The sequence below is a fragment of the Micromonospora sp. NPDC005237 genome (genome assembly GCF_040607775.1).
Lineage (GTDB): Bacteria > Actinomycetota > Actinomycetes > Mycobacteriales > Micromonosporaceae > Micromonospora.
This window is the reverse complement of sequence record NZ_JBEXHJ010000004.1, coordinates 263,788-289,752: the sequence shown is the minus strand read 5'-3', so window position 1 is coordinate 289,752 and position 25,965 is coordinate 263,788. Positions and strand designations below refer to the sequence as shown.

Annotated in this window: 29 protein-coding genes and 1 pseudogene; 17 read left to right on the top strand and 13 right to left on the bottom strand. The window is 73.6% G+C overall.

The window, feature by feature from the left end:
• Window positions 1-4: 4 nt before the first annotated feature.
• Complete coding sequence (locus ABZT87_RS13815; protein ID WP_355135689.1) at window positions 5-1,243, bottom strand: APC family permease; 1,239 nt, start codon at window positions 1,241-1,243, stop codon at window positions 5-7.
• A gap of 11 nt (window positions 1,244-1,254) precedes the next feature.
• Window positions 1,255-1,992 carry a phosphatase PAP2 family protein gene (locus ABZT87_RS13810; RefSeq protein WP_355135921.1) on the bottom strand — a complete coding sequence of 246 codons (738 nt, stop codon included), beginning with the start codon at window positions 1,990-1,992 and terminating at the stop codon, window positions 1,255-1,257.
• Between the two features lie 120 nt (window positions 1,993-2,112).
• Between ABZT87_RS13810 and ABZT87_RS13805 the strand changes: the two genes are divergently transcribed.
• Window positions 2,113-3,336, top strand: coding sequence for a DUF4032 domain-containing protein (locus ABZT87_RS13805; protein WP_007465906.1), 1,224 nt, complete (start codon window positions 2,113-2,115; stop codon window positions 3,334-3,336).
• 320 nt (window positions 3,337-3,656) lie between these two features.
• On the opposite strand, the gene nagA is transcribed toward ABZT87_RS13805, so the two are convergent.
• The 3 genes from nagA to ABZT87_RS13790 all read right to left on the bottom strand — a co-directional run bounded on the left by nagA (window position 3,657) and on the right by ABZT87_RS13790 (window position 6,749).
• Window positions 3,657-4,766 carry an N-acetylglucosamine-6-phosphate deacetylase gene (nagA, locus tag ABZT87_RS13800; protein WP_355064387.1) on the bottom strand — a complete coding sequence of 370 codons (1,110 nt, stop codon included), beginning with the start codon at window positions 4,764-4,766 and terminating at the stop codon, window positions 3,657-3,659.
• Window positions 4,763-5,752 carry an ROK family protein gene (locus ABZT87_RS13795; protein WP_355135687.1) on the bottom strand — a complete coding sequence of 330 codons (990 nt, stop codon included), beginning with the start codon at window positions 5,750-5,752 and terminating at the stop codon, window positions 4,763-4,765. The genes nagA and ABZT87_RS13795 overlap by 4 nt, the downstream gene beginning before the upstream one ends.
• Window positions 5,753-5,819: 67 nt before the next feature.
• Complete coding sequence (locus ABZT87_RS13790; RefSeq protein WP_355135685.1) at window positions 5,820-6,749, bottom strand: sugar isomerase; 930 nt, start codon at window positions 6,747-6,749, stop codon at window positions 5,820-5,822.
• Window positions 6,750-6,950: 201 nt separating this feature from the next.
• On the opposite strand from ABZT87_RS13790, the gene ABZT87_RS13785 reads away from it, so the two are divergent.
• The 4 genes from ABZT87_RS13785 to ABZT87_RS13770 all read left to right on the top strand — a co-directional run bounded on the left by ABZT87_RS13785 (window position 6,951) and on the right by ABZT87_RS13770 (window position 10,418).
• A complete protein-coding gene (locus ABZT87_RS13785) occupies window positions 6,951-7,736 on the top strand; it encodes a DeoR/GlpR family DNA-binding transcription regulator (protein ID WP_007465896.1) in 786 nt (261 codons plus the stop codon).
• Between the two features lie 120 nt (window positions 7,737-7,856).
• Window positions 7,857-8,867: an ATP-binding cassette domain-containing protein gene (locus tag ABZT87_RS13780; RefSeq protein ID WP_355135683.1), complete on the top strand. Its 1,011-nt coding sequence runs from the start codon at window positions 7,857-7,859 to the stop codon at window positions 8,865-8,867.
• The gene (locus ABZT87_RS13775; protein ID WP_355064393.1) at window positions 8,864-9,883 is read left to right on the top strand and encodes an ABC transporter permease subunit; all 1,020 of its coding nucleotides are present in this window, start codon (window positions 8,864-8,866) and stop codon (window positions 9,881-9,883) included. Before ABZT87_RS13780 ends, ABZT87_RS13775 begins: the two co-directional genes overlap by 4 nt.
• A 112-nt stretch (window positions 9,884-9,995) precedes the next feature.
• Window positions 9,996-10,418: a DUF3263 domain-containing protein gene (locus tag ABZT87_RS13770; RefSeq protein ID WP_355135681.1), complete on the top strand. Its 423-nt coding sequence runs from the start codon at window positions 9,996-9,998 to the stop codon at window positions 10,416-10,418.
• An 11-nt stretch (window positions 10,419-10,429) separates the two neighbouring features.
• Here ABZT87_RS13770 and ABZT87_RS13765 read toward each other — a convergent pair whose 3' ends face one another.
• Entirely contained in the window at window positions 10,430-10,645 is a 216-nt protein-coding gene (locus ABZT87_RS13765; protein WP_234583345.1) for a hypothetical protein, read from the bottom strand.
• 255 nt (window positions 10,646-10,900) lie between these two features.
• Here ABZT87_RS13765 and ABZT87_RS13760 point away from each other — a divergent pair, with 255 nt between their 5' ends.
• From ABZT87_RS13760 to ABZT87_RS13705, 12 genes and pseudogenes are all read left to right on the top strand, one after another.
• Window positions 10,901-11,746 (top strand): hypothetical protein, encoded by an 846-nt coding sequence (locus ABZT87_RS13760; RefSeq protein WP_355135679.1) that lies wholly within the window; start codon window positions 10,901-10,903, stop codon window positions 11,744-11,746.
• A 117-nt stretch (window positions 11,747-11,863) separates the two neighbouring features.
• The gene (locus ABZT87_RS13755) at window positions 11,864-12,373 is read left to right on the top strand and encodes a GNAT family N-acetyltransferase (protein ID WP_354858066.1); all 510 of its coding nucleotides are present in this window, start codon (window positions 11,864-11,866) and stop codon (window positions 12,371-12,373) included.
• A 277-nt stretch (window positions 12,374-12,650) separates the two neighbouring features.
• The gene (locus tag ABZT87_RS13750) at window positions 12,651-13,115 is read left to right on the top strand and encodes a hypothetical protein (protein ID WP_354858063.1); all 465 of its coding nucleotides are present in this window, start codon (window positions 12,651-12,653) and stop codon (window positions 13,113-13,115) included.
• A gap of 2 nt (window positions 13,116-13,117) precedes the next feature.
• Window positions 13,118-14,320, top strand: a complete 1,203-nt coding sequence (locus ABZT87_RS13745) for an SRPBCC family protein (protein WP_354858060.1) — start codon at window positions 13,118-13,120, stop codon at window positions 14,318-14,320.
• A pseudogene (gene gvpJ, locus ABZT87_RS13740) lies at window positions 14,317-14,532 on the top strand (gas vesicle protein GvpJ); the annotation flags it as partial. The gene ABZT87_RS13745 and the pseudogene gvpJ (ABZT87_RS13740), both read left to right, overlap by 4 nt.
• Before the next feature lie 148 nt (window positions 14,533-14,680).
• Window positions 14,681-15,436 carry a GvpL/GvpF family gas vesicle protein gene (locus ABZT87_RS13735; RefSeq protein ID WP_355135677.1) on the top strand — a complete coding sequence of 252 codons (756 nt, stop codon included), beginning with the start codon at window positions 14,681-14,683 and terminating at the stop codon, window positions 15,434-15,436.
• 2 nt (window positions 15,437-15,438) lie between these two features.
• The gene (locus ABZT87_RS13730) at window positions 15,439-15,747 is read left to right on the top strand and encodes a gas vesicle protein GvpG (protein ID WP_355135675.1); all 309 of its coding nucleotides are present in this window, start codon (window positions 15,439-15,441) and stop codon (window positions 15,745-15,747) included.
• The gene (locus ABZT87_RS13725; protein WP_355135673.1) at window positions 15,737-16,051 is read left to right on the top strand and encodes a gas vesicle protein; all 315 of its coding nucleotides are present in this window, start codon (window positions 15,737-15,739) and stop codon (window positions 16,049-16,051) included. Before ABZT87_RS13730 ends, ABZT87_RS13725 begins: the two co-directional genes overlap by 11 nt.
• A 1-nt stretch (window position 16,052) precedes the next feature.
• A complete protein-coding gene (gvpJ, locus tag ABZT87_RS13720; protein WP_355135671.1) occupies window positions 16,053-16,436 on the top strand; it encodes a gas vesicle protein GvpJ in 384 nt (127 codons plus the stop codon).
• On the top strand, window positions 16,420-17,247 hold the full coding sequence (locus tag ABZT87_RS13715) for a GvpL/GvpF family gas vesicle protein (RefSeq protein WP_355135669.1): 828 nt from the start codon (window positions 16,420-16,422) through the stop codon (window positions 17,245-17,247). The genes gvpJ (ABZT87_RS13720) and ABZT87_RS13715 overlap by 17 nt, the downstream gene beginning before the upstream one ends.
• Window positions 17,244-17,456: a gas vesicle protein gene (locus ABZT87_RS13710; RefSeq protein WP_355135667.1), complete on the top strand. Its 213-nt coding sequence runs from the start codon at window positions 17,244-17,246 to the stop codon at window positions 17,454-17,456. The genes ABZT87_RS13715 and ABZT87_RS13710 overlap by 4 nt, the downstream gene beginning before the upstream one ends.
• A complete protein-coding gene (locus ABZT87_RS13705; protein ID WP_355135665.1) occupies window positions 17,453-17,830 on the top strand; it encodes a gas vesicle protein K in 378 nt (125 codons plus the stop codon). Before ABZT87_RS13710 ends, ABZT87_RS13705 begins: the two co-directional genes overlap by 4 nt.
• Before the next feature lie 28 nt (window positions 17,831-17,858).
• Here ABZT87_RS13705 and ABZT87_RS13700 read toward each other — a convergent pair whose 3' ends face one another.
• The 7 genes from ABZT87_RS13700 to ABZT87_RS13670 all read right to left on the bottom strand — a co-directional run bounded on the left by ABZT87_RS13700 (window position 17,859) and on the right by ABZT87_RS13670 (window position 25,949).
• A complete protein-coding gene (locus ABZT87_RS13700) occupies window positions 17,859-18,800 on the bottom strand; it encodes a superoxide dismutase (RefSeq protein WP_355135663.1) in 942 nt (313 codons plus the stop codon).
• 84 nt (window positions 18,801-18,884) lie between these two features.
• Entirely contained in the window at window positions 18,885-21,086 is a 2,202-nt protein-coding gene (locus ABZT87_RS13695; protein WP_355135661.1) for an AAA family ATPase, read from the bottom strand.
• A gap of 36 nt (window positions 21,087-21,122) precedes the next feature.
• A complete protein-coding gene (locus ABZT87_RS13690) occupies window positions 21,123-21,635 on the bottom strand; it encodes a hypothetical protein (protein ID WP_355064411.1) in 513 nt (170 codons plus the stop codon).
• A 37-nt stretch (window positions 21,636-21,672) separates the two neighbouring features.
• The gene (locus tag ABZT87_RS13685) at window positions 21,673-22,425 is read right to left on the bottom strand and encodes an ATP/GTP-binding protein (protein ID WP_355135659.1); all 753 of its coding nucleotides are present in this window, start codon (window positions 22,423-22,425) and stop codon (window positions 21,673-21,675) included.
• Complete coding sequence (locus tag ABZT87_RS13680) at window positions 22,403-22,882, bottom strand: DUF742 domain-containing protein (protein WP_354858044.1); 480 nt, start codon at window positions 22,880-22,882, stop codon at window positions 22,403-22,405. The genes ABZT87_RS13685 and ABZT87_RS13680 overlap by 23 nt, the downstream gene beginning before the upstream one ends.
• Window positions 22,879-23,355 (bottom strand): roadblock/LC7 domain-containing protein, encoded by a 477-nt coding sequence (locus tag ABZT87_RS13675; protein WP_007465863.1) that lies wholly within the window; start codon window positions 23,353-23,355, stop codon window positions 22,879-22,881. Before ABZT87_RS13675 ends, ABZT87_RS13680 begins: the two co-directional genes overlap by 4 nt.
• The gene (locus ABZT87_RS13670) at window positions 23,352-25,949 is read right to left on the bottom strand and encodes a nitrate- and nitrite sensing domain-containing protein (RefSeq protein WP_355135657.1); all 2,598 of its coding nucleotides are present in this window, start codon (window positions 25,947-25,949) and stop codon (window positions 23,352-23,354) included. The genes ABZT87_RS13675 and ABZT87_RS13670 overlap by 4 nt, the downstream gene beginning before the upstream one ends.
• Between the last annotated feature and the right edge of the window lie 16 nt (window positions 25,950-25,965).

Sequence of the window (25,965 nt, the reverse complement as noted above, 5' to 3'; positions counted from 1 at the left end):
CCTCTCAGCGACTCCGCTGCCGCAGGCCGTACCCGACGACGCCCGCGGCGAGCACGCCGAACCCGGTGAGGACGCTGCTGAGCGGCAGGTTGACCGCGAGCAGCAGGCAACCGACCAGCCCCAGGCCGGCGAGCACCTGCACCGGTAGCGTCCGCTCCCGATCCCGGCCCAGCGTGAGCGCCGCCGCGTTGGTGATCGCGTAGTAGACCAGCACCGTGCAGCTGGAGAAGCCGATCGCCTCGCGGACGTCACCGAGCAGCACCACCACGATCACCACGGCGGCGACGGCCAACTCGGCGCGGTGCGGCACCTGGTGCACCGGGTGCACGGCGGCCAGCGCGCCGGGAAGGTCGCGGCGGCGGGCCATCGCGAGGGTGGTCCGGCCGACTCCGGCGACGAGGGACAGTAGCACCCCGACGACGGCGATCGTGGCCCCGGCGCGGACCACCCAGGCCAGGCCGGGCAGTCCGGCGGCGGTCACCACGTCGACCAGGGGCGCTGCCGAAGCGGCCAGCCGGTCGGCGCCGAGCACGCCGAGCGTGACCACGGCCAGCACCAGGTAGATCGCGAGCACCGCGCCGAGTGCCAGCGGCACCGCGCGGGGGATGGTCCGCTGCGGGTCGCGGACCTCCTCGCCGAGCGTGGCGATCCGCGCGTAGCCGGCGAAGGCGAAGAACAGCAGCCCGGCGGCGGTGAGCACACCCCGGGCGGAGCCGCCGGGGTCGCCGAGCCGGTCCAGGTGCACCGGCCCGCCCACCACGCCGACGACCGCGACCAGGGTCAGCACCACGAGCACCAGGCCGACGAGGGCCTTCGTGGCGGTGGCCGTCTTGCCGATGCCGCGCAGGTTCACAGCCGTCACCGCGAGCACCGCGCCGACCGCGACCAACCGCGCCTGCCCCGGCCACAGGTACGCCCCGATGGTCAACGCCATCGCCGCGCAGCTCGCCGTCTTGCCGACCACGAAACCCCAGCCGGCCACGAAGCCGGCCAACGGTCCGAGGCGTTCCCGGCCGTAGACGTAGGTGCCGCCGGATTCCGGGTAGCGGGCCGCCAGCCGGGCCGAGCTGGTCGCGTTGCAGAAGGCGACGAAGCCGGCCAGCACCAGCGCGGGCAGCAACCCGGAGCCGCCGGCCGCCGCCGCGGCCGGGCCGAAGACCACGAAGACGCCCGCGCCGAGCATCGAGCCCAACCCGATGACAACCGCATCGGGTACGCCGAGCCGCCGCGCCAGTTGATCCACGGACCGAAACCCTAGGGGTACGAGGTGAACGGCCGGTCCCATGTGCGTAGCCGGCCGGGGAGCGGCACATCGTCCCAGGGCACCCGGTGCAGCAGCCGGTCCAGGATCAGCCCCAGCAGCAGCCCGGCCACCGAGTCGGTCAGCCAGTGCCAGCCGAGATAGGTGGTGGTGGTGAGGACGACCAGCGGCGGCACGATGCGGATCACGGTGATCAGCCGGCCCGGCAGGTGCCGGCCGAAGCTGCGAGCCAGCGGGGCGAGTAGCAGCGCGATGACCCCGTACCAGACGATCGCGTTGGCGACGTGCCCCGACGGGTAGGACTGGGCGAATCGCACCGGCAGATCGTCGTGGAACAGCGGCAGGGTCTGCTCGGGCGGCAGGAACGGTTCCTTGACGCTGGCGCTCGGTGCGGCGCGCGCGGTCCACACCTTGAACGGGCCGATGGTCAGATAGGTCAGCACGAACGCGACCACCGGCGGCAGGATCGGCCGCACCGAGCGGAGCCGGACGGCCAGCAGCACGCCCAGCCCCGCGGCGATGAGAGTCAGCGGGGTGCCCTGGCCGAGCAGGTTCAGCACCCGGGCCACCCAGTAGGCGACGGTCGGTCGGTGCGCGTCGGCCCAGTCGGCGACGGCCCGGTCCAGCCCGAAGAGCTGGTGGCCGACGAGGGCGACGGTCAACCCGACCAGCCCGGCCAGCAGCAGGGCGTCGAACCACCAACCGACCGGGCGGACGGGCCGTAGCCGCAGGTCACGTCGTACCGCCGTGGGTTTGAGCACGCGACCACGCTACCGGGCCGACGCGAGGCCGGGGTGTTCGGCGCTGTGGGCCCAGCCACGATGTGAGGCGGATGCGGGGGGCGACCCGTCATGCTTGTGCCCGTGCGGATCACGTCTGCCCTCGTGGACCCGGCGCTGCTCGACCTGCCCTGGTCGACACCGCTGGAAGAGTGGCCTGCCCAGCACCTGGTGGCCCTCCCCCAGGGCATCTCCCGACACATCGTCCGCTTTGTCCGCCTGGGCGACTACGTCTACGCGTTCAAGGAGACCCGCGAGCGGATCGCCGAGAGGGAGTACGACCTGCTCCGGGCCCTGGAGCGCATCGACTTCCCGTCGGTCGAGGCGGTGGCGGTGGTCGCCGACCGGCAGACCGAGGACGGCGAGCCCCTCGAATCGGTGCTGATCACCCGGCACCTGCAGTTCTCGCTGCCGTACCGGGCGCTCTTCTCGCACACCCTGCGCCCGGAGACGATGAGCCGGCTGCTCGACGCGCTCGCCGCCCTGATCGTGCGGATGCACCTGACCGGCTTCTTCTGGGGCGACTGCTCGCTGTCCAACACGCTGTTCCGCCGCGACGCGGGCGCCTTCGCCGCCTACCTGGTCGACGCGGAGACGGGCGCCCTGCACACCTCGCTCTCCAACGGGCAGCGCGGCGAGGACCTGGAGATCGCCCGGGTGAACATCTTCGGTGAGGCGCTGGACCTGCAGGCCGCTGGCCTGCTGCACGAGTCCATCGACCCGGAGGTGGTCTGCGAGGAGGTCGTGCAGCGCTACGAGCGGCTCTGGCACGAGATCACCTACGAGCAGGCGGTCGAGCGGGAGGCCCGGCACGACATCGAGGGCCGCATCCGCCGGCTCAACGAGCTGGGCTTCGACGTGGCCGAGGTCGCCATGTCGACCATCGACGACGGGCGCTACCTGGTGCGACCGAAGGTGGTCGACGCCGGCTACCACACCCGGCGGCTGCTGCGGCTGACCGGTCTGGACGCCGAGGAGAACCAGGCCCGCAAGCTGCTCAACGACCTGGACGCGTACCGGGCGGAGAGCGACCTGACCGACGAGCAGCAGGCGGCGCACCGCTGGCTCACCGAGGTCTTCGAGCCGGTGGTCCGGGCCGTGCCCGCGAACCTGCGCCGCAAGCTGGAGCCGCAGGAGCTGTTCGCCCAGATCATCGAGCATAAGTGGCTGCTCTCCGAGCAGGCCGGCCGGGACGTCGGGATGGCACCCGCCGTGCAGTCGTACCTGGCCGACGTGCTGGTGCACCGCCCCGACGAGCAGGCCGTGCTCGGCGTCGACGTCCCCGCCTTGGGCTGACCCGGCCTCGGCTTGGCGCCGACCGCCGTGCTTGCCGCTGCCCGCCGCCCGTCGTCGCCGCCCGCCGCCCGTCGCCGGCCGTCGCCCCCTGGTGCTGTTGCTGTCGTCGCGACCGGAGCCTTGAGTCCGGCACGTCCCGGACGGCCAGCCTTCCGACGGGGATGGAGACGCGTCCTGTCGAGCTGCCCCAGACATGGGGCAGTCACCACCCGAGGTTCTAGCCCCACCTATGGGGCAGCTCGACAGGGTGCGCGGTAGCAAGGGGCACCGCCGTTCAGGAGCGCGCAGCGAGTGCGACGGGAGCGCCAAGCCTGGCTGCTTCACTCCACCCAGGAGCCGCCGCGCAGCACCCGCACCACGTTGAGGTCGTCGTCGAGCACGACGAGGTCGGCGCGGAGGCCGACCTGGAGGGCGCCGACCCGGTCGCCCAGGCCGATGGCGCGGGCCGGGGTGGTGGCCACCATCCGGGCGGCGTCGGCCATCGGGATCCCGGCGTGCACCGCGTGCCGCAGCGCCGCGTCCATGGTCAGCGTGCTGCCGGCGATCGCGCCGTCGCGGGCGAGCCGGGCCACCCCGTCGGTCACCGTGACGGCCTGACCGCCCAACTCGTACTCACCGTCGGCCATCCCGGCGGCGGCCATGGCGTCGGTGATCAGCGCGACGCGGTCCGGGCCGGCGGTCGCGGTGGTGAAGGTCAGTATGCCGTCGTGCAGGTGCACCCCGTCGGCGACCAGTTCGCAGATCACGGTCGGCGCGTCGAGCAGGGCCACCACCGGGCCGGGCTCGCGGTGGTGCACGGGCCGCATGCCGTTGAACAGGTGCGTACCCACGCTCGCGCCGGCCGCGATGGCGGCGCGGGTCTGCTCGTAGGTGGCGTCGGTGTGGCCCACGGCCGCTACCACGCGGTGGGTGGTGAGCAGCTTGATCGCCTCCAGCGCGCCGTCGCGTTCCGGGGCGAGGGTGACCATCCGGATCGCGCCTCGACCCAGCTCGATCAGCTCGGTCAGCTCGTCCGTGGACGGGTCGCGCAGATACTCCGGGTTCTGCGCGCCGCAACGGGCCGCGGAGAGGTAGGGGCCCTCGAAGTGGACGCCCGCCAGTACCCCCTCGTCGACCAGCGGCGCGAACGCCTCGGTGGCCGAGCGCATCACCGGAAAGGGCGCGCTGACCAGGCTGGCCAGCAGCGTGGTGGTGCCGTGCGCCAGGTGGAAGCCGGCCGCCGCGCGCGCCTGCTCGGCGTCCCCGGTGGTGAAGGTGTGCCCGCCGCCGCCGTGGGTGTGCATGTCGACGAAGCCCGGCAGGATCCAGTGCCCGTCGCGGACCGACGGATACTCGGCCACGGCCGTGATCCGATCGCCGTCCCACTCGACGCAGCCCTGCCGGATGACACCGGTCGGGGTCACCACTCGGCCGTTCACCCGTACGGTCATCGCTCCTCCTGATGGTCAAGGACGCGGGCGGCGTCCGTGTCCCGGACGCCCGCGGCGTCCAGCGCGAGCAGGGCGGCGCCGAGGCAGCCCGCCTCGTCGCCGAGGGCCGCCGCGACCAGCCGCGGCTCTCGGTGGAAGGTCATCCGCTCATGCAGCGCCGCCCGCAGCGGGCCGAGCAGCCCGTCGCCCGCCTGGGCCAGGCCACCGCCGAGCACGATCGTCGACACGTCGAACAGCGCCTGCCCGGTGGCGAGGCCGTCGGCGAGGGCCTCGACCGCCTCCTGCCAGACCCGGGCGGCGAGGGGCTCACCGGCGGCCGCCCGCTCGGCCACCATGGCTGCCGTCACGGCGGCACCGGGTGTCCGCACCGCGCCGTGGTCGGCCAGCTCCGTGTAGCGGCGGCCGATCGCGGCCGCCGAGGCGATCGCCTCCAGGCAACCGGGTCGCCCGCAGCCGCAGCGCGGGCCGTCGGGACGGACCATGATGTGGCCGATCTCCCCGGCGGCGCCGTGCGCGCCGACGGCGGCCACGCCGTGGACGACGTGCGCGGCGGCGATGCCGGTGCCGATCGCCACGAAGAGCACGTGGTCGGCGTCGCGCCCGGCGCCGAGCCGGGCCTCGGCGAGACCACCGACGCGCACGTCGTGGCCGAGGGCGGTGGGCAGCCCGAGCCGCGTCACCGCCAGGTCCCGCAGCGGTACGTCCCGGAAGCCCACGTTCGCCGACCAGACCGCGACCCCGCGTGCCTCGTCCACCACTCCGGGGACGGCGATGCCGATCGCGACCGGGGTGAGGCCGTCGGCTCGGGCCTTGCCGATGAGCCCGTCGGCCACGTCGAGGATGGTGTCGATCACGGCGGCCGGGCCGCGCGCGGCGTCGGTGGGGTGCCGCTCGGTGCGTACGGCGACGCCGTCCGGCCGGACCAGGGCGCACTTCATGCCGGTGCCGCCGACGTCCAGCGCCACGACCACCCGGTCGTCGCTCACCGCACCGCTCACGGTGCAGGCTCGGTTCGCGACTGCGGGGCTCGCAACCCCGGCTCACTCCTCGCGCTCACGCCAGCACCACGGACCGGCTGAGGTGTCGGGGCGCGTCCGGGTCGAGGCCCCGGCTGGTCGCCAGCGCGACCGCGAAGCGCTGGGCCAGGATCAGGTCGGCCATCGGGTCCACCGGCGTACGACCGGCAGACCAACTGCCGAGCACCGTGCGCCAGCCGTGCGTACGGCTGTGCACGAAGGCCGCGCCGGTGGCGGCCACGTCCTCGGGCAGCCCGTCGGGCAGCTCGCCGAACGCCCAGACGAGCCGGCCGGGCGCGGCGATCGAGATGGGGCCGTGTCGGTAGTCCATCGCCGGGTACGCCTCGGCCCAGAAGGTGGCCGCCTCGCGGCACTTCAGGGCGGCCTCCTGGGCGAGGCCGACCGTCCAGCCCCGACCGAGGAAGGTGGCCTGCCCGATGGTGGCCGGGTCGATCGGCAGCGGGGAGCGCACCGCCACCTCGGCGTCGGCGGCGAGCGCGGTCACCGGGTCGCCGAGGTGCGCCCGGAGCAGGGCAAGCGCGGTCGTCGCGAAACGGGTCTGCACCACCGACCGCTCGTCGGCGAACGGCATGGTCACCGCGGCGGTGGCCAGGTCGACCGCCGGCGCGGCCGGGTCGCCGACGATGACGGTGGTGGGTGTACGCCCGCGCAGCGCGGCGAGCAGATCCAGCACCTCGGTGGTGGTGCCGGAGCGGGTGATCGCGATCAGCCGGTCGTAGTGGCGGCCGGCGGGGAACTCGGACGCCTGGAACGCGTCGGTCTCGCCCTGGCCGGCCTGCTCGCGGCGGGCGGCGTACGCCATCGCCATGAACCACGACGTGCCGCAACCGACGACGGCGACCCGCTCGCCGGGGCGGGGAAGGTCGCCGCGCACGACGCGGGACAGCTCGGCGGCCTCCCGCCAGCAGTCGGGCTGGCTCGCGATCTCCGCGTCCACGTACGCCATGGGAAACTCCTCGCCGGGCCGACCTGTCTGCGCAATACGGCTCGTTACACCCGTATTTCGCGCGTTATTCTGCGCGAAGCGGGGTGGCCGTGGCAACCGACCGGCCGATCGCGCAGAACAGCTTTTGCGCCAGGCTAGTTTCGCGCACTAGTGTGCACGCAATCAATCACCGATCGTGCAGTCACTGGGAGGGCCCCCGAGGTGGACCGGTACGCCAGATGGAACGCCCTGCTGGAGATGCTGACCGACAACGGCCGGGTCAGCGTCGAGGCGGCCGCCGAGCGGCTGGACGTCTCCCAGGCCACCATCCGGCGCGACTTCGACCAGCTCGCCCAGCAGCAGATGATCACCAGGACCCGGGGCGGCGCGGTCGCCAACGGCGTCTCGTACGACCTGCCGCTGCGCTACAAGACGGCCAAGCACTCGGCCGAGAAGCAGCGGATCGGCGCCGCCGCCGCGGCGCTCGTCACGCCCGGCACCGTGGTCGGCCTGAACGGCGGCACCACCAGCACGGAGGTGGCCCGGGCCCTCGCCGTGCGGCCGGACCTGAACACCAGCGCCGAGGGTGCCCAGCTCACCGTGGTGACCAACGCGCTGAACATCGCCAACGAGCTGCTCGTGCGGTCGCGGATGAAGGTGGTGGTGGCCGGCGGGGTGGTGCGCCCGAAGTCGTTCGAGCTGGTCGGCCCGCTGGGCGGTGCGCTGCTGCGTGAGGTCACCCTGGATGTCGCGTTGCTCGGCGTGGACGCGATCGACCCGCAGCTCGGCGCCGCCGCCCACCACGAGGGTGAGGCGGCCATGAACAACCTGATGGTGGCCCGCGCGAAGCGGGTCGTGATAATCGCGGACTCGTCCAAGTTGGGCGGTCATGCCTTCGCCCGGATCTGCCCGGTCGAGCGGGTCGAGACGCTGGTGACCGACTCCGGGGCGGACCCGGAGGTGGTGGACGCCTTCCGGGCGGCCGGCGTGCAGGTCGTCTGCGCCTGATCGGTAACTCTCCGTCGGTAAAACGCATCGATCGGCGTGTCGATGCATACCGGGTATTGCGCGGCGCTGCATACCGCGTATGGTGTCGGCTGTCACGCCCACCATCGGGGGAGGTGCAGCTTGCCAGCTGTCCTGGAGATCGAAGGTCTACGTAAGACGTACAAGAGTCGTCGACGCGGCACCCGCAACGCGCTCGACGGCTTCGACATGCGGGTCGACGCGGGGCAGGTGCACGGCTTCCTGGGCCCCAACGGGTCCGGCAAGACCACCACGCTGCGTACGCTGCTCGGCCTCATCCGGCCCGACGGCGGCCGGATGACGCTGCTCGGGCACGAGGTTCCCGCCGCGCTGCCCACCGTCGCCGGCCACGTCGGCGCCATCGTGGAGAGCCCGCAGTTCTTCCCGCATTTCTCGGCACGGGACACGCTGTCCCTGCTGGCCGGGGCCGGCGAGATGCCCGCCACGCGGGTCGACGAGGTGCTTGAGCTGGTCGGGCTGCGCGACCGCGCGGGCGAGCGCGTCAAGACGTACTCGCTGGGCATGAAGCAGCGGCTCGCCGTCGCGTCCGCCCTGCTGAAGAACCCGACGCTGCTCATCCTCGACGAGCCGGCCAACGGCCTCGACCCGGGCGGCATCCGGGAGATGCGCACGCTGATGCGGACACTCGCCGAATCCGGGATGACCGTGCTGCTGTCCAGCCACATCCTCGGCGAGATCCAGCTGATCTGCGACTCGGTCACCATCATCTCGCTCGGCCGCCGGGTCGCCTTCGGCCCGGTCGACGAGGTGCTCGCCCAGCACTCGTCCGGCGCGGTCCGGGTCCGCCTGGAGGCGGTCAGCGACCTGCCGACGGCCGCCGAGGCCCTCACCCGGGCCGGGGTCAAGGTCGCCGGGCACCCGGACCACCTGATGCTGACCGGCGTCGACAAGCCGGCCACGGTGACCCGGCTGCTCGCCGAGCACAACCTGTACGTCAGCGAGCTGGCCCCGATCGCGGTCGACCTGGAGAGCGTCTTCCTCGAACTGACCGCCACCGCGCCGGTCCCCGGCCAGAACCGCCAGGTCGACGAGTCCATGAAGGTTGGTGGGACGGGTCAGCCCGGCGCCACCGCGGGAGGGTGGGGCGCGTGAGCCTCTTTCGGACGGAGCTGCGCCGGCTGGTCAAGCGGCGCTTCACCCGCTACATGACGCTGCTCGGCCTGCTGGTGCTGGCCGCGGTGGTGGTCGGTGTCTTCTTCACCAATCAGAAGATCGACGCCGGTCAGCTCGCCAAGGCCGAGCGTCAGGCCGACCAGCAGTACCAGGAGCAGATCCGCTGGAGCGAGCAGGAGCGGGTCAACTGCGAGCAGGCCAAGACGGCCGGCACGCCGAACGACGGCGGCCGCTACCCCGACGACTGCTCGATGATCACGCCGCCGTCGCGGGACCAGATCCAGGCGGAGTGGTTCCTGCCCTCGACGTTCAATTTCCGCAAGACGTTCGACGAGACGCTGGTCCCGTTCGCGGCGATCCTCGCCCTGGTCGGGTTCGTCGTCGGCGCCTCCTTCGTCGGCGCCGAGTGGAGCACCGGCGGCATGATGAACCTGCTGCTCTGGCGGCCGAAGCGGCTTACCGTACTGCTCACCAAGCTGGCCGCGCTGCTCACCGGCATCCTGGCGGTGACGCTGCCCGCCGCGGTGCTGTGGTTCGCCGGGTTCTGGGCGGTGGCCAGCTTCCGGGGCAGCACCGAGAAGATGACCTCGGGCGCCTGGCAGTCGTTCGCTCTGACCGGGGTACGCGGCGTGGCGCTGGTGCTGGTGCTCACCACCATCGGCTTCGCGCTGGCCTCGCTGGGCCGGCACACCGCGATGGCCCTCGGTGGTGTCGTGGCGCTCATGGTGGTCGGCCAGTTCGGCCTGGGCATCCTCCTGTCGATGGCCAGCGTGAAGTTCGCCGAGGCGTGGCTGCTGCCCACGTACGCGCTGGCCTGGATGACCAAGAAGGTGACACTGCAGGACTGGAACGCCTGCAACGCCACCTACTCCGGGGAGTGCAAGCCGGACACCATGGACATCACCTGGCAGCAGTCCTCCGTACTGTTCTCGATCGGGCTCGTGGTGATCCTCGGAGCGGCGCTCTGGACGATGCGTCGACGCGACATCTCCTGATCGACGCCAGGGAGTCAACGGCGCGGCCGGCCCCACCGTCGGGTGTTTCCGACGTACGGAGCGGCCGTGCCGGCTGCTGCGACAGTGGTCGGCCCTGGCTAGGCTGAACGTCATGCCCGCCGACGCCGCCCCGACCGCTCCCGAGCCGTCCGCCGACGCTCGTCCGGGCGCGACGGTCGGCGGTGTCGCGCCGAGCGTCCCGACCCCCCGGCCGGCGCCGCCCGTCGAGAGCACCGACGACGCCACGCCGGCCGACGCCGCACCGCCGGACGACGAGACGGCCGCCGCGCCGGCCGCGCCCCCGGCGGGCCTGACCACACGCGAACGGGCCATCCTCGCCTTCGAGCAGCAGTGGTGGCGGCACGCCGGCGCCAAGGAGCAGGCCGTCCGGGACACCTTCGGCGTCTCCTCGACCCGGTACTACCAACTGCTCAACGGGCTGCTGGACAATCCGGCGGCGCTCGCCGCCGACCCCGTGCTGATCGGCCGGCTCCGCCGGCTGCGTTCGTCGCGCGCCCGCAACCGCCGTCGCTGACCCGGCCGGCCCTACTTCTTCTCGTACCCCTGCAGGCCGTTGCCGATGGCGAAGAACGTCGGCGCCCACTCGCCGATGAAGATGCCCCACCGGTCCGCGCGTGCCACACCGGCCCGCTCCAGGTGCCTGGAGAGGAACCAGCTGGTGAACGACAGGCCGATGCTGGCGAAGCCGGCCATGTACATGTGTTCCGCCTTGAGCCCCGATTCGTGCAACCGCTTCAACATCTGCGATCCCCCTGTCGCGACGGACGACCCCGACTCGCGTTCCCACCTGCGGAAGCGCAACTCGAAGGCCAGACGTTGTCACGCTACCGCCGGGCCGCCGCCGGCGAACCGGGTTGCCGCGATACCGGATACGGCAGGAATGCAGCCGGGGCGGAGGGGTACGCGGGTTATCGTCCCGGTCGACGTCACGCGGGCCACGGGCCGATGGAGGGAGCAGGCTATGAGGGGTGCCATGCCGAGGCGGCCACGCCGGTGATGCGGGTACGCTCCGCGTCCGCGCCGGCCCCGGGCCGGTCGGTCAACGAGGACCTGGTCTTCCAGTTCGGCCCGCTGGTCGGTGTCCTGGACGGCGCGACCGTGCCGGACGGCTTCGACACCGGCTGCGTCCATGGGCCGGAGTGGTACGTCCGACACCTGGCCGCCCGGCTCGGTGTGGCCGAGGCGGCCCGTCCGGCGGCCCGCCTGACGAGCAACCTGGCCGCGGCCATCCTCGCCGTGCGCGCCGATCACGGTGGGCAGTGCGACCTCGATCATCCGGGCACCCCGTCCAGCACCGTCTGCCTGCTGCGCGACTGCGGCGACCAGGTGGACTACCTGGTCCTCTGCGACAGCCCGTTGGTGCTGGACGTCGGCGGGCAGGTCAGCGTGGTGAACGACGACCGGCTGGACACGGCGATGGCCGACCTGCGGCAGACGGTCGCGACCGTGCCGGCCGGTGCGGCGGACCCGGTCACGCGGTTCCGGCACGCGGTGAGCGTCCAACGGGAGCGGATGAACCGCACCCACGGCTACTGGGCCGCTGCCGCCGACCCGGACGCGGCCTTCCACGCGGTGACCGGGACAGCGCTCCGGCAAGGCCCGGCGGCCCTGCGCCGGGCCGCGCTGCTCAGCGACGGCGCGTCCAGCGCGGTCGAGCAGTTCGGGCTGACCGACTGGGCGGGGCTGCTGGACCTGCTCAGCGTCGAGGGGCCGGCCGCGCTGCTGGGTCGGGTCCGGGACGCCGAGCGCGATCATCCCGACCGGCTGCGCCGGCACAAGCCCACCGACGACGCCTCGGTGGTGTTCTGCGAGTTCGGATCGGTCGGGCCATCGGCCAGATGACGACGGAGCGTGAGGAAAAACACCCTGACCGCCCGACCGGCCGGTACCGGTAGCCGGACCGCCAGTGGATGTCCAATGGGGTGGACTTCGGCCGATGAGGCCGGCAGACTGCGGCACGTGGCGGGTGCGGTCCGGCTGGAGCCGGTGGACGAGCGGAACCTGGAGCCATTGCTCTCCGTAGCGGCTGCCGAGGCCGAGCCGGGCGAGGTGATGCCTCCGGTCGAGGCTCCCGCTGGCTGGTCGCTCGCCCGCCGGGAGGCGTTCCGTGAGTTCCACCGGGCGAGCTTCGCCGGCCTGGACGGCCCGACCGGCTCACAGATGTACGCGATCCTCGTCGGCGGCGAGGTGGTGGGCATGATCCGGATGACGCGCTGTGACGAGCCGGGCACTGTGGAGACCGGCATGTGGCTCGGCCTCTCGGCGCGCGGGCAGGGAGTCGGCGCCGCCGCCCTGCGGGAACTGCTCAACCTCGCCGCCCGTGCCGGTATGCGCGCCGTGGTCGCCGACACGACGTCGGACAATGTCGGCGCGGTCGCCGTTCTCGAAAAATGCGGTGCGAAACTGCGCGAGGACGGCGGAAAGGTGCACGCCGAAATCTGCCTCGATTCGACGCCTCCCGCTCTCTGAATCGGCTCTACCCCTTCGTCTTTCTTGGCGTATTCCCTGCTCAGGATCGTCTGAACGTCCTGTCCGTGTCGTTGGGCGTCGTTCTTCCGAATGTCTCTGCGCAGTGCCGACGGAAATTGTCGCAGCGGTTTCGTGGCAATTCCCCCGGGTACTGCCCGCCGGGTCCGCAGATACGGGACGTCTGATCGAGGGCGTGGCGCGCGCTATTCCCCGGTAGCCCTTCTCCGGCCCCCGCGTGGCAGACGTCCCGGACCCACCGGGGAGCGAGGGAGACCTGATGAAGACCGGAACACGAATCGGGCTGGCAGTGGGCTTCGGCTACCTGCTGGGCCGTCGCCGCAAACTGCGTACCGCGCTGACTCTGGCCGCGGCGGTGGCCGCCGGCCGGGCGAGCCGCGACCCGGGCGGTCTGCTGAAACGGGGTGGTGACCTCCTGCAGTCGTCCCCGCAGCTGAGCAACCTGAGTCGGCTCGGCGGGCCGCTGGTCAACGCCGGTCGATCCGCCGCGACCGCCGCGGCCGGCAGCGGCGTCGACGCGCTCACCGGCCGGCTGCGCGGCTCCGCCGACGCGCTGCGCCGCCGCACCGGCGACCAGAGCGGCAACAGCAGCGGCGACGGCAGTCAGAGCGGCGACGGCAACCGCAGCGGCAACGGCAACCAGGGCGGCAGCGGCAACCAGAGCGCCGATCGCGGCGCGACGAGCGACCGGAACGACGCGGCCGGGCAGCGACGGGGGCGGTGACCATGGCGGGAGACACCAGTCCGGGCGGCCTCGGCGACAAGCTCCGGGGCCAGTTGGCCGACGAGGTGCGCAACCTGGCCGGGGCGATCGGCGATCGGGCGATGAGCGTGGTGACGGAGCGGATCACCGGCGCGACCGGCCGCCTGAGCGAGTACGCGCGCCAGGGCGGAGGGCCGGGCCTGATCGCCGCCGCCACCGGCGCGCAGAAGCTGGCCGAGGGCGGCTCACCGGTGAAGGCGATGGTGCATGCCGGGGTGGCCGGCGGTAAGGAGAAGGTGATGTCGGCTCTCGGCCGCGTGGGCGGCAAGGGCGGTAAGGGCGGCAAGAAGCAGAAGGTCACCAACATCGTCGAGACGATCGAGGTCGGTGTCCCGGTGCGGGCCGCGTACAACCAGTGGACGCAGTTCGGCGACTTCCCGAGCTTCATGAAGAAGGTCGAGCAGGCGGAGAACGACTCGGCCGAGAAGATGACCTGGAAGGCGCAGGTCTTCTGGTCGCACCGGACGTGGGAGTCGACGATCATCCGCCAGGTGCCGGACCGGCTCATCCACTGGCGCTCGAAGGGCGAGAAGGGCTCGGTCGACGGCACCGTCAGCTTCCACGAGATCACCCCCGATCTGACCCGCATCCTGGTGGTGCTGGAGTACCACCCGCAGGGCCTGTTCGAGCACACCGGCAACCTGTGGCGGGCCCAGGGCCGGCGGGTACGGCTGGAGTTGAAGCACTTCGTCCGGCACGTCATGACCGAGGTGGCGCTCGACCCGGACCAGGTCCAGGGCTGGCGCGGCGAGATCCGCGACTCCCAGGTGGTCAAGGACCACGAAACCGGTCTGCGCGAGGAGCGGGAGCGGCGGGAGCGCGGCCGGGAACGGGGCGGCGAGGCCCCGACCGAGCCGGAGGACGAGGAGTACGCCGAGGAGGAGCCGCGCCGTCGGCCCGGCGGGCGGCTGCGTCAGCGGCCACCCCGGCGACCGGCCGAGCCGGAGTACGACGAGGAGTACGAGGCGTACGAGGACGGCTACGACGAGGGGTACGCGGACGAGCCCGATGAGGAGCCGCCACCACCACCCCGTCGTCGTGCCCCGGAGCGGGCCCGCCGACCTCAGCCACGCGAGGAGCCGCAGCGGCCCCGGCCGCCGGTCCGCCGGGGAGCGGAGCCGCCGCGCCGACCCGTGGTGCGCCGCCGCCGGGAGGAGGGCGAGTGACGCTCGCCTCCGGCGGTGACGCCGTCGGCGGAGCTCTGGAACGTGTGGGCTCCGCCGGCGGGCTCGCCGACGTCGTGGAGACGGTGCTCGACAAGGGCATCGTGATCGACGCGCAGGTGACGGCCGGGGTCATCGGGATCCCCCTCGTGGAGCTCAACGCCCGGGTGACGGTGGCGAGCATCGAGACGTACCTGCGGTTCGCCGAGGCGGTCGACCGGCTCGACCTCGCCCTGGATGAGGGCGAAGGGCTGGCCGGCCTCGTCGGTGGTGTCACCGGCGCGGTCCGGGACGTCACCGGCTCGGTGCGAGGGCTCACCGACGACGCCACCGGCACCGTGCGGGACCTCGGGAGGAGCTGACATGGCGGACGAGACCGGACTGTTCATCTACGGGCTGGTGCCGGCGGACGTGGAGGCGACGCCCGACGCGGCGGGGGTCGGCGACCCGCCCGGCGAGGTGACCGTCATCCGGCACGGTGACCTCGCGGCCCTGGTCAGCGAGGTGCCGCTGGACGCGCCGCTGGGCCGGGCGGCGGACCTGCGGGCGTACCAGGAGCTGCTGGACGGGACGGCGGTCGTGGCGCCGGTGCTGCCGGTGCGGTTCGGCACCGTCGTCACCGGGCCGGACGCGGTGCTCGACCTGATCCGGCCGCATCACGACCGGTTCGCCGCGGCGCTCGCCGAGTTCGAGGGCCGGGTGCAGTACGTGGTGCAGGGCCGCTTCGAGGAGCGGGCGTTGCTGCGCGCCATTCTCGACGAGAACCCGACCGCCGCCGGGCTCGCCGACCAGGTGCGGGGGCGTGCCGAGGCGGTCAGCCGGGAGCCCCGCATCCGGCTGGGGGAGCTGATCAGCCAGGCCGTCGAGTTGCGCCGCGAGGCGGAGAACCGGCGGCTGCTCGACGTCACGGCCGAGTACGTGGTCTCCACGCAACTGCGCCCGCCCACCCACGAGATGGACGCGGCCCACGCGGCCCTGCTGGTGGACACCGACCAGGAGGACGCCCTGGTCGAGGTGCTCCAGGCGTACGCGCAGGACCGTCGGGGCCTGCTGCGGCTGCGGCTGCTCGGGCCGCTCGCCCCGTACGACTTCGTCGACGCCCACCAGTTGGCGGGCTGACGGTGGACCTGCTCTGGGCGCTGCTGACCCTGCCGTACGCCCCGGTGCGCGGGTTGACCGCCGTGGTCAAGGTGGTGGCCCGGGAGGCCGAGTCGCGTCAGCGCAACCCGGTCAACGTCCGGCGCGAGCTGGAGGAGTTGGACGCCGCCGTGGCGGCCGGCGAACTCAGCGCCGAGGAACGCGACCGGGCCGAGCAGCGGGTGCTGGACCGGCTCACCGGGGGCGCGGGCCGGCGTTCCGCGGGCTCGGCGCCCGCTGATGGACGGTCTCGTGGCCCCGCCCGGGGGAGGGGAGTGCGCCATGACCGATGACGCGAGGGCCCGCGAGCGTGAGCTGGCCGACGAGGAGTACCTGCAACCCGTGTCGGCGGCCGAGGCGGCTCGGGCGGGCCTGCGGCAGCTCGTCGAGTTGACCGGCCGGGAGCCCTCCGTGACCACGTCGCTGGAGCCCATCGAGGACGGCTGGCTGGTCGGGGTGGAGGTGGTGGAGGCACGCCGGATCCCCAACTCGACCGACCTGCTCGGCCTCTACGAGGTGGAGTTGGACATCGAGGGGAACCTGCTCGGCTATCGGCGGGTGCGCCGCTACCAGCGCGGAAAGGGTGAGGTGGGCTGAGATGACCGCTGCGCAGCCGCCCTCGGTGGTGCAGAACTCGGGCCAGGTGCTGCCCGCCGGCCACGAGCCGGCCAACCTGGGCGACATCCTGGAGCGGGTGCTCGACCGGGGCATCGTCATCGCCGGGGACATCCGGGTCAGCCTGCTCGACATCGAGCTGCTGACGTTGAAGCTGCGGCTGGTCATCGCATCGGTGGACACGGCACGCCAGATCGGCATCGACTGGTGGGAGCACGACCCGTGGCTGAGCTCCCGTGCCCGCCCTCCGGTGGAGCCGGGACCGCGCGATCCGGAGCAGGTCGAGGCGGAGCGGCGACCCCGGGTGGCGGCCCGGGCGCGACGTCGCGACGCCGAGGTGGAGGAGTGGGATGAGTTCGACGGCTGAGGTGGCTTCCGACCGGCGTGCCGCGGTGGCCGGGGTCTGGCTGCACGGTGTGGTGCGGGACGTCGATCGGGCGGCGCTGGCGACGGTCGCCGGGATGGGTGGTGTTCCGGTCCGCGCGGTGTCCGCCGCCGGGCTGGTCGCGGTCGTCAGCACCGCGCCGCTCGACGAGTACGGCGAGGAGCCGCTGCGCCGCAACCTGGAGGACCTGGCCTGGTTGGAGCGGGCCGCGCGGACGCACCATGCAGTGGTCGAGGCCCTCGCCCGACAGGGTCCGGTGGTGCCGGCCCGACTCGCCACAGTGCACACCGACGACGGGCGGGTCGCCGCGTCGCTCGCGGCCCGGCGCGCCGAGCTGTTCGCCACCCTGGCCCGGTTGACCGGGCGCGGCGAGTGGGGCGTCAAGGGCTACCTGGTGCCGGGGGCGTCCGTGCCGAGCGTCGCCGAAGCGGGCGGCGGCGGGGTGGGCACGGCGTACCTGCGCCGCAGGCGTGCCCAGTTGACCGCCCGCGAGGAACACCAGCAGGTGGCGAGCGCCGCCGCGGACGCCGTGCACGTCGCCCTGTGCGAGGTGGCCGTGGCGGGGCGCCGGCACGCCCCACAGGACCGGCGGCTCTCCGGCGTGCCCACGCCGATGGCGCTCAACGGGGCGTACCTCGTCGACACCGCGACGCTGCCCCGCTTCACCGACCTGGTCGGCTCGTTGGGTTCCCGTCATCCGGGCCTCCGGCTGGAGCTGACCGGGCCGTGGCCGGCGTACTCCTTCGTGGCGGAACGGCCGGAGCCCACCGGCGCCGGTCGGGGGTCGCGGTGACCGCCGCCCTCGTGCCGAGCAGCGCGGACGGTCCGCTGGCCTACCGGCCGGTCGCCCTGGTCGACCTCCTCGACCGGGTGCTCGCCACCGGCGTGGTGATCAGCGGCGACATCACGTTGTCCATCGCCGACGTCGACCTGGTCCGGATCTCGTTGCGGGCGCTGGTCGCGTCGGTCGGCGCGCTGGCACCACCGGAGGACGTCCGATGACCGGCCGGGACGACGCGGGCGAGTTGGTCGCCGCGCTCGCCGCGCAGTCGTGGCAGCCACCCCGGGTCACGCCGCTGGACCGCCGGATCGCGGTGGACCGCGACTCGGTCGAGCGAGGGCTGGCCAGCCTGGTGCTCACCGTCGTCGAGCTGCTGCGCCAGCTCATGGAGCGGCAGGCGCTGCGCCGGGTCGACCTCGGCGACCTCACCGAGGAGCAGGTCGAGCGCATCGGAGTCACCCTGATGGCGTTGGAGGAGCAGATGGTGGGGCTGCGTGAGCACTTCGGTCTGGCCCCGGAGGACCTGAACCTGGACCTCGGCCCGCTCGGCCCGCTCCTCCCCACGGACTCACCCGTGCCGGACGGTCGGCGGTGACCCGGCAGGGCCACCACCGACCGCTCGATCAGGCCGGGAGCCGGACGACGTCGCAGTCGACGTCCGGGCCGGGTTCGACGTCGAACCGGCCGTTCACCACGTACAGCGCCGAGCCGAGCAGGTCGCCGGTGGCCGGCGACCGCAGGTCCGGGCTGGTGATCTCCCGTCGCACCACCCCGGCGGTGTAGCCGGCGTTCAGCCCGACGACCGCGATGACGTTGGTCAGGTTGCGGATCACGTAGAGGGTGTGACCGCGCAGCACCAGCCCGTCGGCCCGGTCCACCGAGTAGCCGCCGAGGTCGAAGACACGGCTCGTTCCGGTGCGCGGGTCGACGCGTACCAGCCGGCCGGTCAGCATCTGCGCGACCAGCAGGTCACCGTCGGGCAGCGCCACGATCCCGTTGTTGAACGCGTCGGGCGTCGCGGCCGGGCCACTGAGTGGCAGGACCCGAGCGGCGCCGGCGGCGGGCAGCCGACCACCCGGGAGCAGCGGTACGACGTACAGCACCGGCCGGGCGGAGTCGGTGAAGTAGACGGCGCGTCTGGTGATCACGAGGTCGTTGACGATGCTGCCCGGCTCGTCGGTGAATTGGTAGTGGGCCAGTTGGGCGCCGGTCGCGCCGTCGTAGACGCTGGCTCCACCGGCGGAGAAGTCGGCGGTCCACAGCCGCCCCTGCGGGTCGAGCTTGAGACCGGCCTTCTCCCGGCCCGGCGCACCCGGGATGAGCACCGAGCCACGTCCGGTACGGACATCGCCGCGCCAGACCGCGCCGTTTCCGACGGATCCGACGTAGACGGTGGTGCCCCGGCCGATCGTCAGACCCTCCGGGCTGAACCCGTCCGGCAGGGCGATCCGGGACGGGAACGACGCCCTCGGGTGCGCGGTCGCCGCCGAGCCGACCGTGGTGAGGGTGGCCGCGGCCACCAGGGGGACGACGAGAAGAGAGAGCAACCTGCGCAAGAGGAACACCGCCTGTCGTCGAGTGGATCTTTCCACTGAGGAATGTGCCGCTCTGGTAACGCGCCGGGTACGACGAAAGGTTGGGTGCGGCGCTCAGTCCCGGCCGGCGGCGTACGCGGCGAGCCAGGCGACCTGGGCCGGGTCGAGCGACGGCCGGACCCGTTCCCGGGCGACCGCCACGTGCGCGGCGGTGACCGTGGCGGCGGCCAGGGATTCCCGCATCGCCGCGAGCGCCGCCTCCCGGACCACCGCCGCGCAGTCCGCCGCCGAGAAGCCGGACAGCTCCGCGCCGAGGGCGGCCAGGTCGACGTCGGGCGCCAGCGGTACGTGCCGGGACGCGGCCCGCAGGATCTCGGCGCGGGCCGGCCCGTCCGGCGGCGGCACGTAGACCAGTCGCCCCAACCGGCCGGGTCGCAGCAGCGCCGGGTCGACCAGGTCCGGCCGGTTCGTGGCGCCGACCACCACCACGTTGCGCAGCGTCTCCACCCCGTCCAGCTCGGTGAGCAGCGCGGCGACCACCCGATCCGTGGTGCCCCCGTCGGTGGCCTGCCCGCGTACCGGCGCCAACGCGTCCACCTCGTCCAGGAAGATCAGTGTCGGGGCGGCCTCCCGGGCGCGGCGGAACAGCTCGCGTACTGCGCGTTCGCTCTCGCCCACCCACTTGGAGAGCAGTTCCGCGCCCTTCACCGAGAGCACGTTCGCCCGCCCCGACCCGGCGAGCGCGGTGACCAGGTAGGTCTTGCCGCAGCCGGGTGGGCCGTAGAGCAGCACGCCGCGCGGTGGCTGCACGCCGAGGCGGGCGAACGTGTCCGGATAGGTCAGCGGCCACAGCACCGACTCGGTAAGCGTCTGCTTGACCTCGTCCAGGCCGCCGACGTCGTCCAGGGTCACCGACGCCAGCTCCAGGGTGGACGCGGCCATCGTCGTCGGCCGGACCACCTCCAGGGCGGCGGTGAAGTCGGCCATCGCCACCGTGGGCGTCCGCGCGGTCTTCTGCCGCAGCGCCGCGCGTACCCCGGCCTCCCGGACCAGTGCGGCCAGGTCCGCCGCGACGAACCCGGGGGTACGCCCGGCCACCTCGTCCAGCCGGACGTCGTCGGCGAGCGGCACCTGCCGGGTCAGCACGGTGAGCTGCTCACGGCGCAGGGCCGGGTCGGGCAGTGGAACGCTGATCCGCAGCGACAACAGGTCCGGTGCGCGCAGCGCCGGGTCGACCGCCTCGGGTCGACCGGTGGTGCAGACCACGGCGACGCCGGCGTGGACGGTCTCCGCGAGCACCTGCCGGAACACCGTGGCCAGCGGGCCGGGCTCCTCCGCCGGGGCCAACGCCTCCACATCGGTGACCAGCAGCACCGCCGGTCCGCCGGCACGAACCGTCGTCGCCGCGGCGCGCAGCCGGTCGGCGGCCGCCTGGTTGGTCAGCGCGGCCACCTCGGGCGCCCACAGCGGGTGGACGCGGGCGCCCACCCGGGCCGCGACGGCCCGGACCAGCGCCGACTTCCCGGAGCCGGCCGGCCCGGAGAGCAGCACACCCAGCGAGATGGTGGTGCCCAGCCGGCCCAGCACCTCCCGATGGTGGAAGCCGAGATCCAACAGCTCGGTCAGCTCCTCGGCCTGGGCCCGCAGGCCGGGCAGCTCGTCCACGTCCGGCGCGTCGCCGGTCGCGTCCACTGTCGGGGCCGCGCCGAACCCAGGCGCCCCAACGGGCTCGCCGTGGGTGGCCGGCCCGTGCTCCCAGGCGACCACCGTGTCCATGGTGACCAACGACCCGGCGGACTCCTCGACGGCGACCACGGTGAGCAGGGTGCTGGTCCAGGCGAAGCCGACGGTGGTGGCGAGGCTGCGCCGGGCCGCCTCGACGAGGCTGCGCGTCGAGGCGTCCGGCAGCACGTCCTGCGGCAGCAGCGACACGTCGTCGCCCGCCGTGACCACCTTGCCGAGCAGGGCGAGCCGGAGCATCTCCGGGCTGACCGCCGCCACCACCTGCACCGGCCCGGTCAGCGTGACCCGGCCCGCCGGGGTCAGCGGCAGCGGCGACACCCGCACCGAAGCGCCGTCCCGCAGGCCCAGGTTGCCCAGCGTCAGGTCGTCGGCGTACAGCAGGGCGCTGCTCGCGCCCGCCCCGGCCGCCGCGACGATCCCCGCGGTCTGCCGGCGGCCCGTCAGTCGCACCGGGTCGCCGGGGCGCAGCCCCAGCGCGGTCAGCGCCTCCGGGTGCAGCCGCACGATGCCCCGTCGGGCGTCCAGCGCCGCGGGCCGCAGGCTCGCCGTCAGGGTCAGGTCGGGTTGGGCCACCGCCCGACCGTAGCCGCCGTCAGCTCGTCGGGGCGGTCAGCGCCGCGGATCCAACTCATCCAGCAGCGACGGATCCCGCCGGATCAGCTCGGCCAGACGGGCCGCCGGGTCCGGGGTCAACCCGTCCGGGCCGGGTGCCCACGCCGGCACCGTCCGACCGGACAGCGGCCAGGACGGCGGGGGTTGCACCGGCAGCTCCGGGCCGACCGTGACGTCCGGGCCGTCCCAGGAGACCCGCAGCGGGTACGTCCGGCCGTCGTGCTCGACGCGGACGGTCACCGCCAGGCCCGGGTGTGCGCCGACGACCTGGCGGACCGCCTCGGCCACCTCCTCGACCGGGCCCCACCCGACGACGTCGCCGGGGCTCTCCCGTTCCGCGTGCCGACCATCGTGCCGGGCGGGCCCGGCGTTGCGCCCACCCGTGGCGGCGCCCTGCCCAGCGGTCGGGCCCGGCGGCGGCGCGGTGTCGTCCCGATCGGTGACCCGCCGGCGCAGCGCCTCCTCGCGCCGGGCCAACCGGGCCAGCGTCTCGTCCAGGTCGCCCCTCACAGATCACCCCTTCCCGCCACGGCCGGAGCCGGTCGACTCAGGCCTTCCTGTCCCGGGTGGCCCGGTCCAACGCCCGGTCCAGGACGACCAGCAGGGCGTCCCGCACTGAGAGCCGGTCCCGGGCGTCGAACTGCACCAGGGGAACATGATCGCCGATGGCGAGCGCCCAGCGGATCTCGCCGAGTTCCAGGGCGAGTCGCCCGTCGAACGCGTTGACCCCGACCACGAACGGCAACCCGGCCCGCTCGAAGAAGTCGATCGCCGGGAAACAGTCGTCCAGCCGGGAGCTGTCGACCACCACCAGCGCGCCGAGCGCACCCCGGGCCAGGTCGTCCCACATGAAACCGAACCGTGCCTGCCCAGGGGTGCCGAACAGGTAGAGCTTCAGGCTGCGGTCGATGGTCACGCAACCAAAATCCATCGCCACCGTCGTGGTGGTCTTGCTCGACCGTACGCCGGGGTCGTCCACGCCGATCCCGGCGCTGGTCATCTCGGCCTCGGTGGTCAGCGGCGCGATCTCGGAGATCGCCCCGACCGTGGTGGTCTTGCCCACGCCGAACCCGCCGGCGACGAGAATCTTGACCGGCACGGGTGGCGCCGCCGGTGGCCGGTTGGTCGGCGCGGCGTCGGCCGGTGGCCGGTACGGCGGTGGCGGCCCCGTCGGCGGCGGCGCGGCCCGTCCGAGCGCCGGGGGAGTCCCCGGGGCCGTGCTGTAGCGGGCGGTGGCGCTGTTGCCGGCGAGCCCTCCGAGCGGGACGCCCGGCCATTCAGGAGATCGCACGAAGTCCATCAATCACTCGCAGGATGAGGTCGGGGTCGAAGGCGTCGTTGGCGTCGGTGACGTGCACGTCCAGGTGCCCGGCGGCCCGCAGGTCGCCGACCAGGACCCGGGTCACGCCGAACTGCAGCCGGGCCCGGGCGGAGAGTTCGGCCACCGAGATCGGCTCGGCGCAGAGCGCGATGATCGCCTGGAGTTCCGGCGCCAGCAGGCCGACCGGTGGGTCGGTCCACCGGCCGCCGTCCGGGCGCAGGGTCACCTGCGTCTCCAGCCCGATCGCCGGATCCGCGCCGGCCACCCGCCCGGAGGTGAGCACGAACGGCCGCGGACCTGTCGGGCCGCCACCGCTCGGCTGCGGCTCTGGCGCCGCCGGAGCGCCGCCCCCACCCGGGTGCGGCGTGCGCAGGTAGGGGCGGATCCGGGTCCCGGGCTCCGGGTCCGGGTCCTCGCCGGCGACGTCGGGGGTCACTGCTGGACGGCGTTCTTCAGCTCGACGATCAGTCGCGGGGTCAGCGCACCACCGGCCCGACCGGCAAAGAGCGTCATCTCGTACGCGACGGTGCCCAGGTTCGCCGACCGGTCGGCGACGACGCCGAGCACGGAGCCACTGCTGATCGCGCTGATCAGCAGATAGCCGTCGGCCATGTCGACGATCACCCGGTTCAGGCCGCCGAGCGCGTACCAGCTGGCCGCGCCGCCGGCGAGGCTGGTCATGCCGGAGACCACGGCGGCCAGCCGCTCCGCGTTGGAGCGGTCCTTGATCGCCGACATGGCCATCAGCAGCCCGTCCGAGGAGACCGCGATCGCCTCCAGCACCCCGGCCGTGCTGGAGGTGAAGGAGTCCAACAGCCAGTTGAACGTGCGCGCTTCGGGACTGAGGTCCCCGACGGCGCCGGGCTGGCTCTGGTGGTCGACGTTGTCGTGCAGGAAGGGGCTGGTCACCGTGATGATCCTTCTTCGTTCCGACGGTCTGGGCTGACTTCGCGGAGAGCACGGGCGACGCCCGCCTCGAACTCGGTGATGAGGTCGCGTACCTCGGCCGGGTCCCCGGGGTGCGGGCTGAACGGCTGGCAGGGTGGGGAGACCGTGAGGTTAGCGCCGGGCACCCGGCGGCTCAGTCGGGGACGGCCCCGGCTGAGTCCGGCGGTGTCCGCCACCGTGGGGCCGAGGCCGCCCGGGGTGGCGGGCAGGTCGACGGTCTCGCTCGGATCCGCCAGCGTGGGGCCGGCGCTGGTGGCCGGCTCGGTGGCTGTGCGCATCGACCACTGCCCGACCGGGCGGCCGGCGGCCGGCGGGACGCTCAGCTCGGCCCTGCGTACGCCGGACTGGAACGCCTCGACCAGCGCGCGAGCGGCGTCCGGGTCGCCGCCGGTGGCGTCGACCGGCCGGGTCGGCGCGGCGGTGGCGGGGAGACTGGCCCCGGGCACCCGCTGCCGCACCCTGGGGCCGGCGGTCGGACCCGCCGCCGTCGCCGGGTTGTCCGGGGCGGCGGCTGGACCCTGTGCCGTAGCGGCGGAAACGCCGGAGTCGACCGGTTCCCGAGCGCCGAACGCGTCCCAGGACTGGCCCGACTCCAGGCTGCGGGTGGCCCGGCTGAGCAGGTCCGTGTCGAATCCGGCCGGTGCCGCGACGGCGGCGCGGGAGCGGGCTTCGCGGGCGGAGTCGAGAGCCGGCCGTCGGCCCCGGTCCGGCACGGCTGCCCGGGCGACCGTCGCCCCGGCCCGGTCGGCGCGGCGCAGCACCAGCGACGTCTGCGGGATCTCCACCTGCGCGGTCACCCCGCCGCCCACGGTGGCGGCGAGGCTCACCTCCCAGCCGTGGCGGCGGGCCAGCCGGCCCACCACGAAGAGACCGAGCACCTCGGTCGGCGCCAGGTCGAGACGTTCGCGCCGGGTGAGCCGGGCGTTCTCCTCGGCCAGTCGCTGCTCGCTCATGCCGATGCCGTTGTCCACCACCGTGATCCGGGCACCCCGCCCGGACGTCTCGCCGGCCACCAGCACCCGGGTGTGCGGCGGGGAGAAGACTGTCGCGTTCTCCATCAGCTCGGCCAGCGCCAGGACGAGGTCACCGACGACCGCCGGAGCGGCGGCGATGCCCGCCGGCACCTGCACCTCGACGCGGGTGTAGTCCTCGATCTCGCCGAGCGCCAGCCGGACCACGTCGGCCAGCGGCACCGGCGCGGTGTGCGCGTCGGCGCCGGCCGAGCCGGAGAGCACCACCAGGCTGCCGGCGTTGCGCCGCAGCCGGCTGGAGATGTGGTCGAGCCGGTACAGGTGCTCCAGGCGGCCCGCGTCGGCCTCCTGCTGCTCCAGCCGGTCGATCAGCGCGAGCTGGCGGCTCACCAGATTCTGCGTACGCCGCCCGACGTGGCCGAACATCTGCGCCACGTTGCGCCGGCCGGCGACCTGCCGCTCGACCAGCTGGGCCGCGGTGTTCTGCACCCGGTCGAAGGCCCGGGCCAGGTCACCGATCTCGTCGTTGGACCGGATGACCACCGGCTCCAACCGGACCGACTGGACGTGCTCCGTCTCGTCGTCGGTGACCCGGACCAGCTCGGCCTCGGCGACCCGGGCGACCCGGTCGGCGGAGCGGGTGAGCTGGCTCAGCGGTCGGGCCACCGTCCGCGCGACTGCCACGCTGAGCAGCACCACCAGCGCCAGGATCAACGCCGCCGCGGCACCCACCAGGTACGCGGCGGTCAGCGCCCGCCGCTGGTCGGCCTTCACCTCGGCGAGAACGTCGGCGACGAGCTTCTTCTCGACGAACTGGCCGAGCTGGATCATCGTGCGGACGGCCGGAAAGAGCGCGTCCATCGGCACGTCGCGGACCGCGGCGGCCGGGTCCCGGGCGCTGGTGATCAGGAAGTCGGGGCTGGTACGCGCGGCCACCGCCGCGTCGTTGAGCTGGGCCACCTTGAGCTGCTCGGGCGTGATCAGAGTGCGGAAGCGCAGGTTGTCGACCTGGAGGGCGGCGATGCACGCCACGTACCCGGCGGTGGTGTCCGGACTGCCGATCGCCTTGACCAGGATGCTCAGGGTGGCGCATGCGCCCAGGCCCTCGTCGGCGCGCAGCAGCCCGTCCAGAGCGAGCACCTGGCGGCCCGGCAACGTCTCGGTGTCGACGCTGAAGACCAGCCGCAGCGACTCGATCAACCCCCGGTTGACCGGGCCGAACGCGTCCATCACCTGGCCGGGGTTCGCGACTCGGGCCAGCACGGCCGTCCGCAGGTCGATGAGGCTGGACACCCCGTTGAGCGCGTGGTCGACCCGCTCGGTCAGCGCGTCTCCGCCGTCGGCCCGTAGGTCGGCCACCCGGTCGTCCACGTCGGCGGCCTTGCGGACCAGCTCGGAGCGTTCGACCCGGCCGAGGAGGTAGCCGACCGACAGGATGCGTTCCTGTTGCAGGTCCTGGACGAGGCTGCCGACCCGGCTGGCGAGCCGCACCTGCTCGGTGATGTCGGCGGCGCGTTGCGCGGCGGCCACCCGGTCCAGCACCACGGGCACCGCGAGGCCGACCATGCTGAGCAGGGGGATCACCACGAGCAACGCGAGC

Bases quoted from the DNA above. Each gene is read 5' to 3' on its own strand.
- ABZT87_RS13760 (WP_355135679.1), top strand. From the start codon at position 10,901: ATGCGGGTACGCTCCGCGTCCGCGCCGGCCCCGGGCCGGTCGGTCAAC.
- ABZT87_RS13685 (WP_355135659.1), bottom strand. From the start codon at position 22,425: ATGGACTTCGTGCGATCTCCTGAATGGCCGGGCGTCCCGCTCGGAGGG.
- ABZT87_RS13770 (WP_355135681.1), top strand. From the start codon at position 9,996: ATGCCCGCCGACGCCGCCCCGACCGCTCCCGAGCCGTCCGCCGACGCT.
- nagA (WP_355064387.1), bottom strand. From the start codon at position 4,766: ATGACCGTACGGGTGAACGGCCGAGTGGTGACCCCGACCGGTGTCATC.
- gvpJ (WP_355135671.1), top strand. From the start codon at position 16,053: ATGACCGCTGCGCAGCCGCCCTCGGTGGTGCAGAACTCGGGCCAGGTG.
- ABZT87_RS13750 (WP_354858063.1), top strand. From the start codon at position 12,651: ATGAAGACCGGAACACGAATCGGGCTGGCAGTGGGCTTCGGCTACCTG.
- ABZT87_RS13745 (WP_354858060.1), top strand. From the start codon at position 13,118: ATGGCGGGAGACACCAGTCCGGGCGGCCTCGGCGACAAGCTCCGGGGC.
- ABZT87_RS13725 (WP_355135673.1), top strand. From the start codon at position 15,737: ATGACCGATGACGCGAGGGCCCGCGAGCGTGAGCTGGCCGACGAGGAG.
- ABZT87_RS13735 (WP_355135677.1), top strand. From the start codon at position 14,681: ATGGCGGACGAGACCGGACTGTTCATCTACGGGCTGGTGCCGGCGGAC.
- ABZT87_RS13715 (WP_355135669.1), top strand. From the start codon at position 16,420: ATGAGTTCGACGGCTGAGGTGGCTTCCGACCGGCGTGCCGCGGTGGCC.
- ABZT87_RS13790 (WP_355135685.1), bottom strand. From the start codon at position 6,749: ATGGCGTACGTGGACGCGGAGATCGCGAGCCAGCCCGACTGCTGGCGG.
- ABZT87_RS13705 (WP_355135665.1), top strand. From the start codon at position 17,453: ATGACCGGCCGGGACGACGCGGGCGAGTTGGTCGCCGCGCTCGCCGCG.
- ABZT87_RS13765 (WP_234583345.1), bottom strand. From the start codon at position 10,645: ATGTTGAAGCGGTTGCACGAATCGGGGCTCAAGGCGGAACACATGTAC.
- ABZT87_RS13805 (WP_007465906.1), top strand. From the start codon at position 2,113: ATGCTTGTGCCCGTGCGGATCACGTCTGCCCTCGTGGACCCGGCGCTG.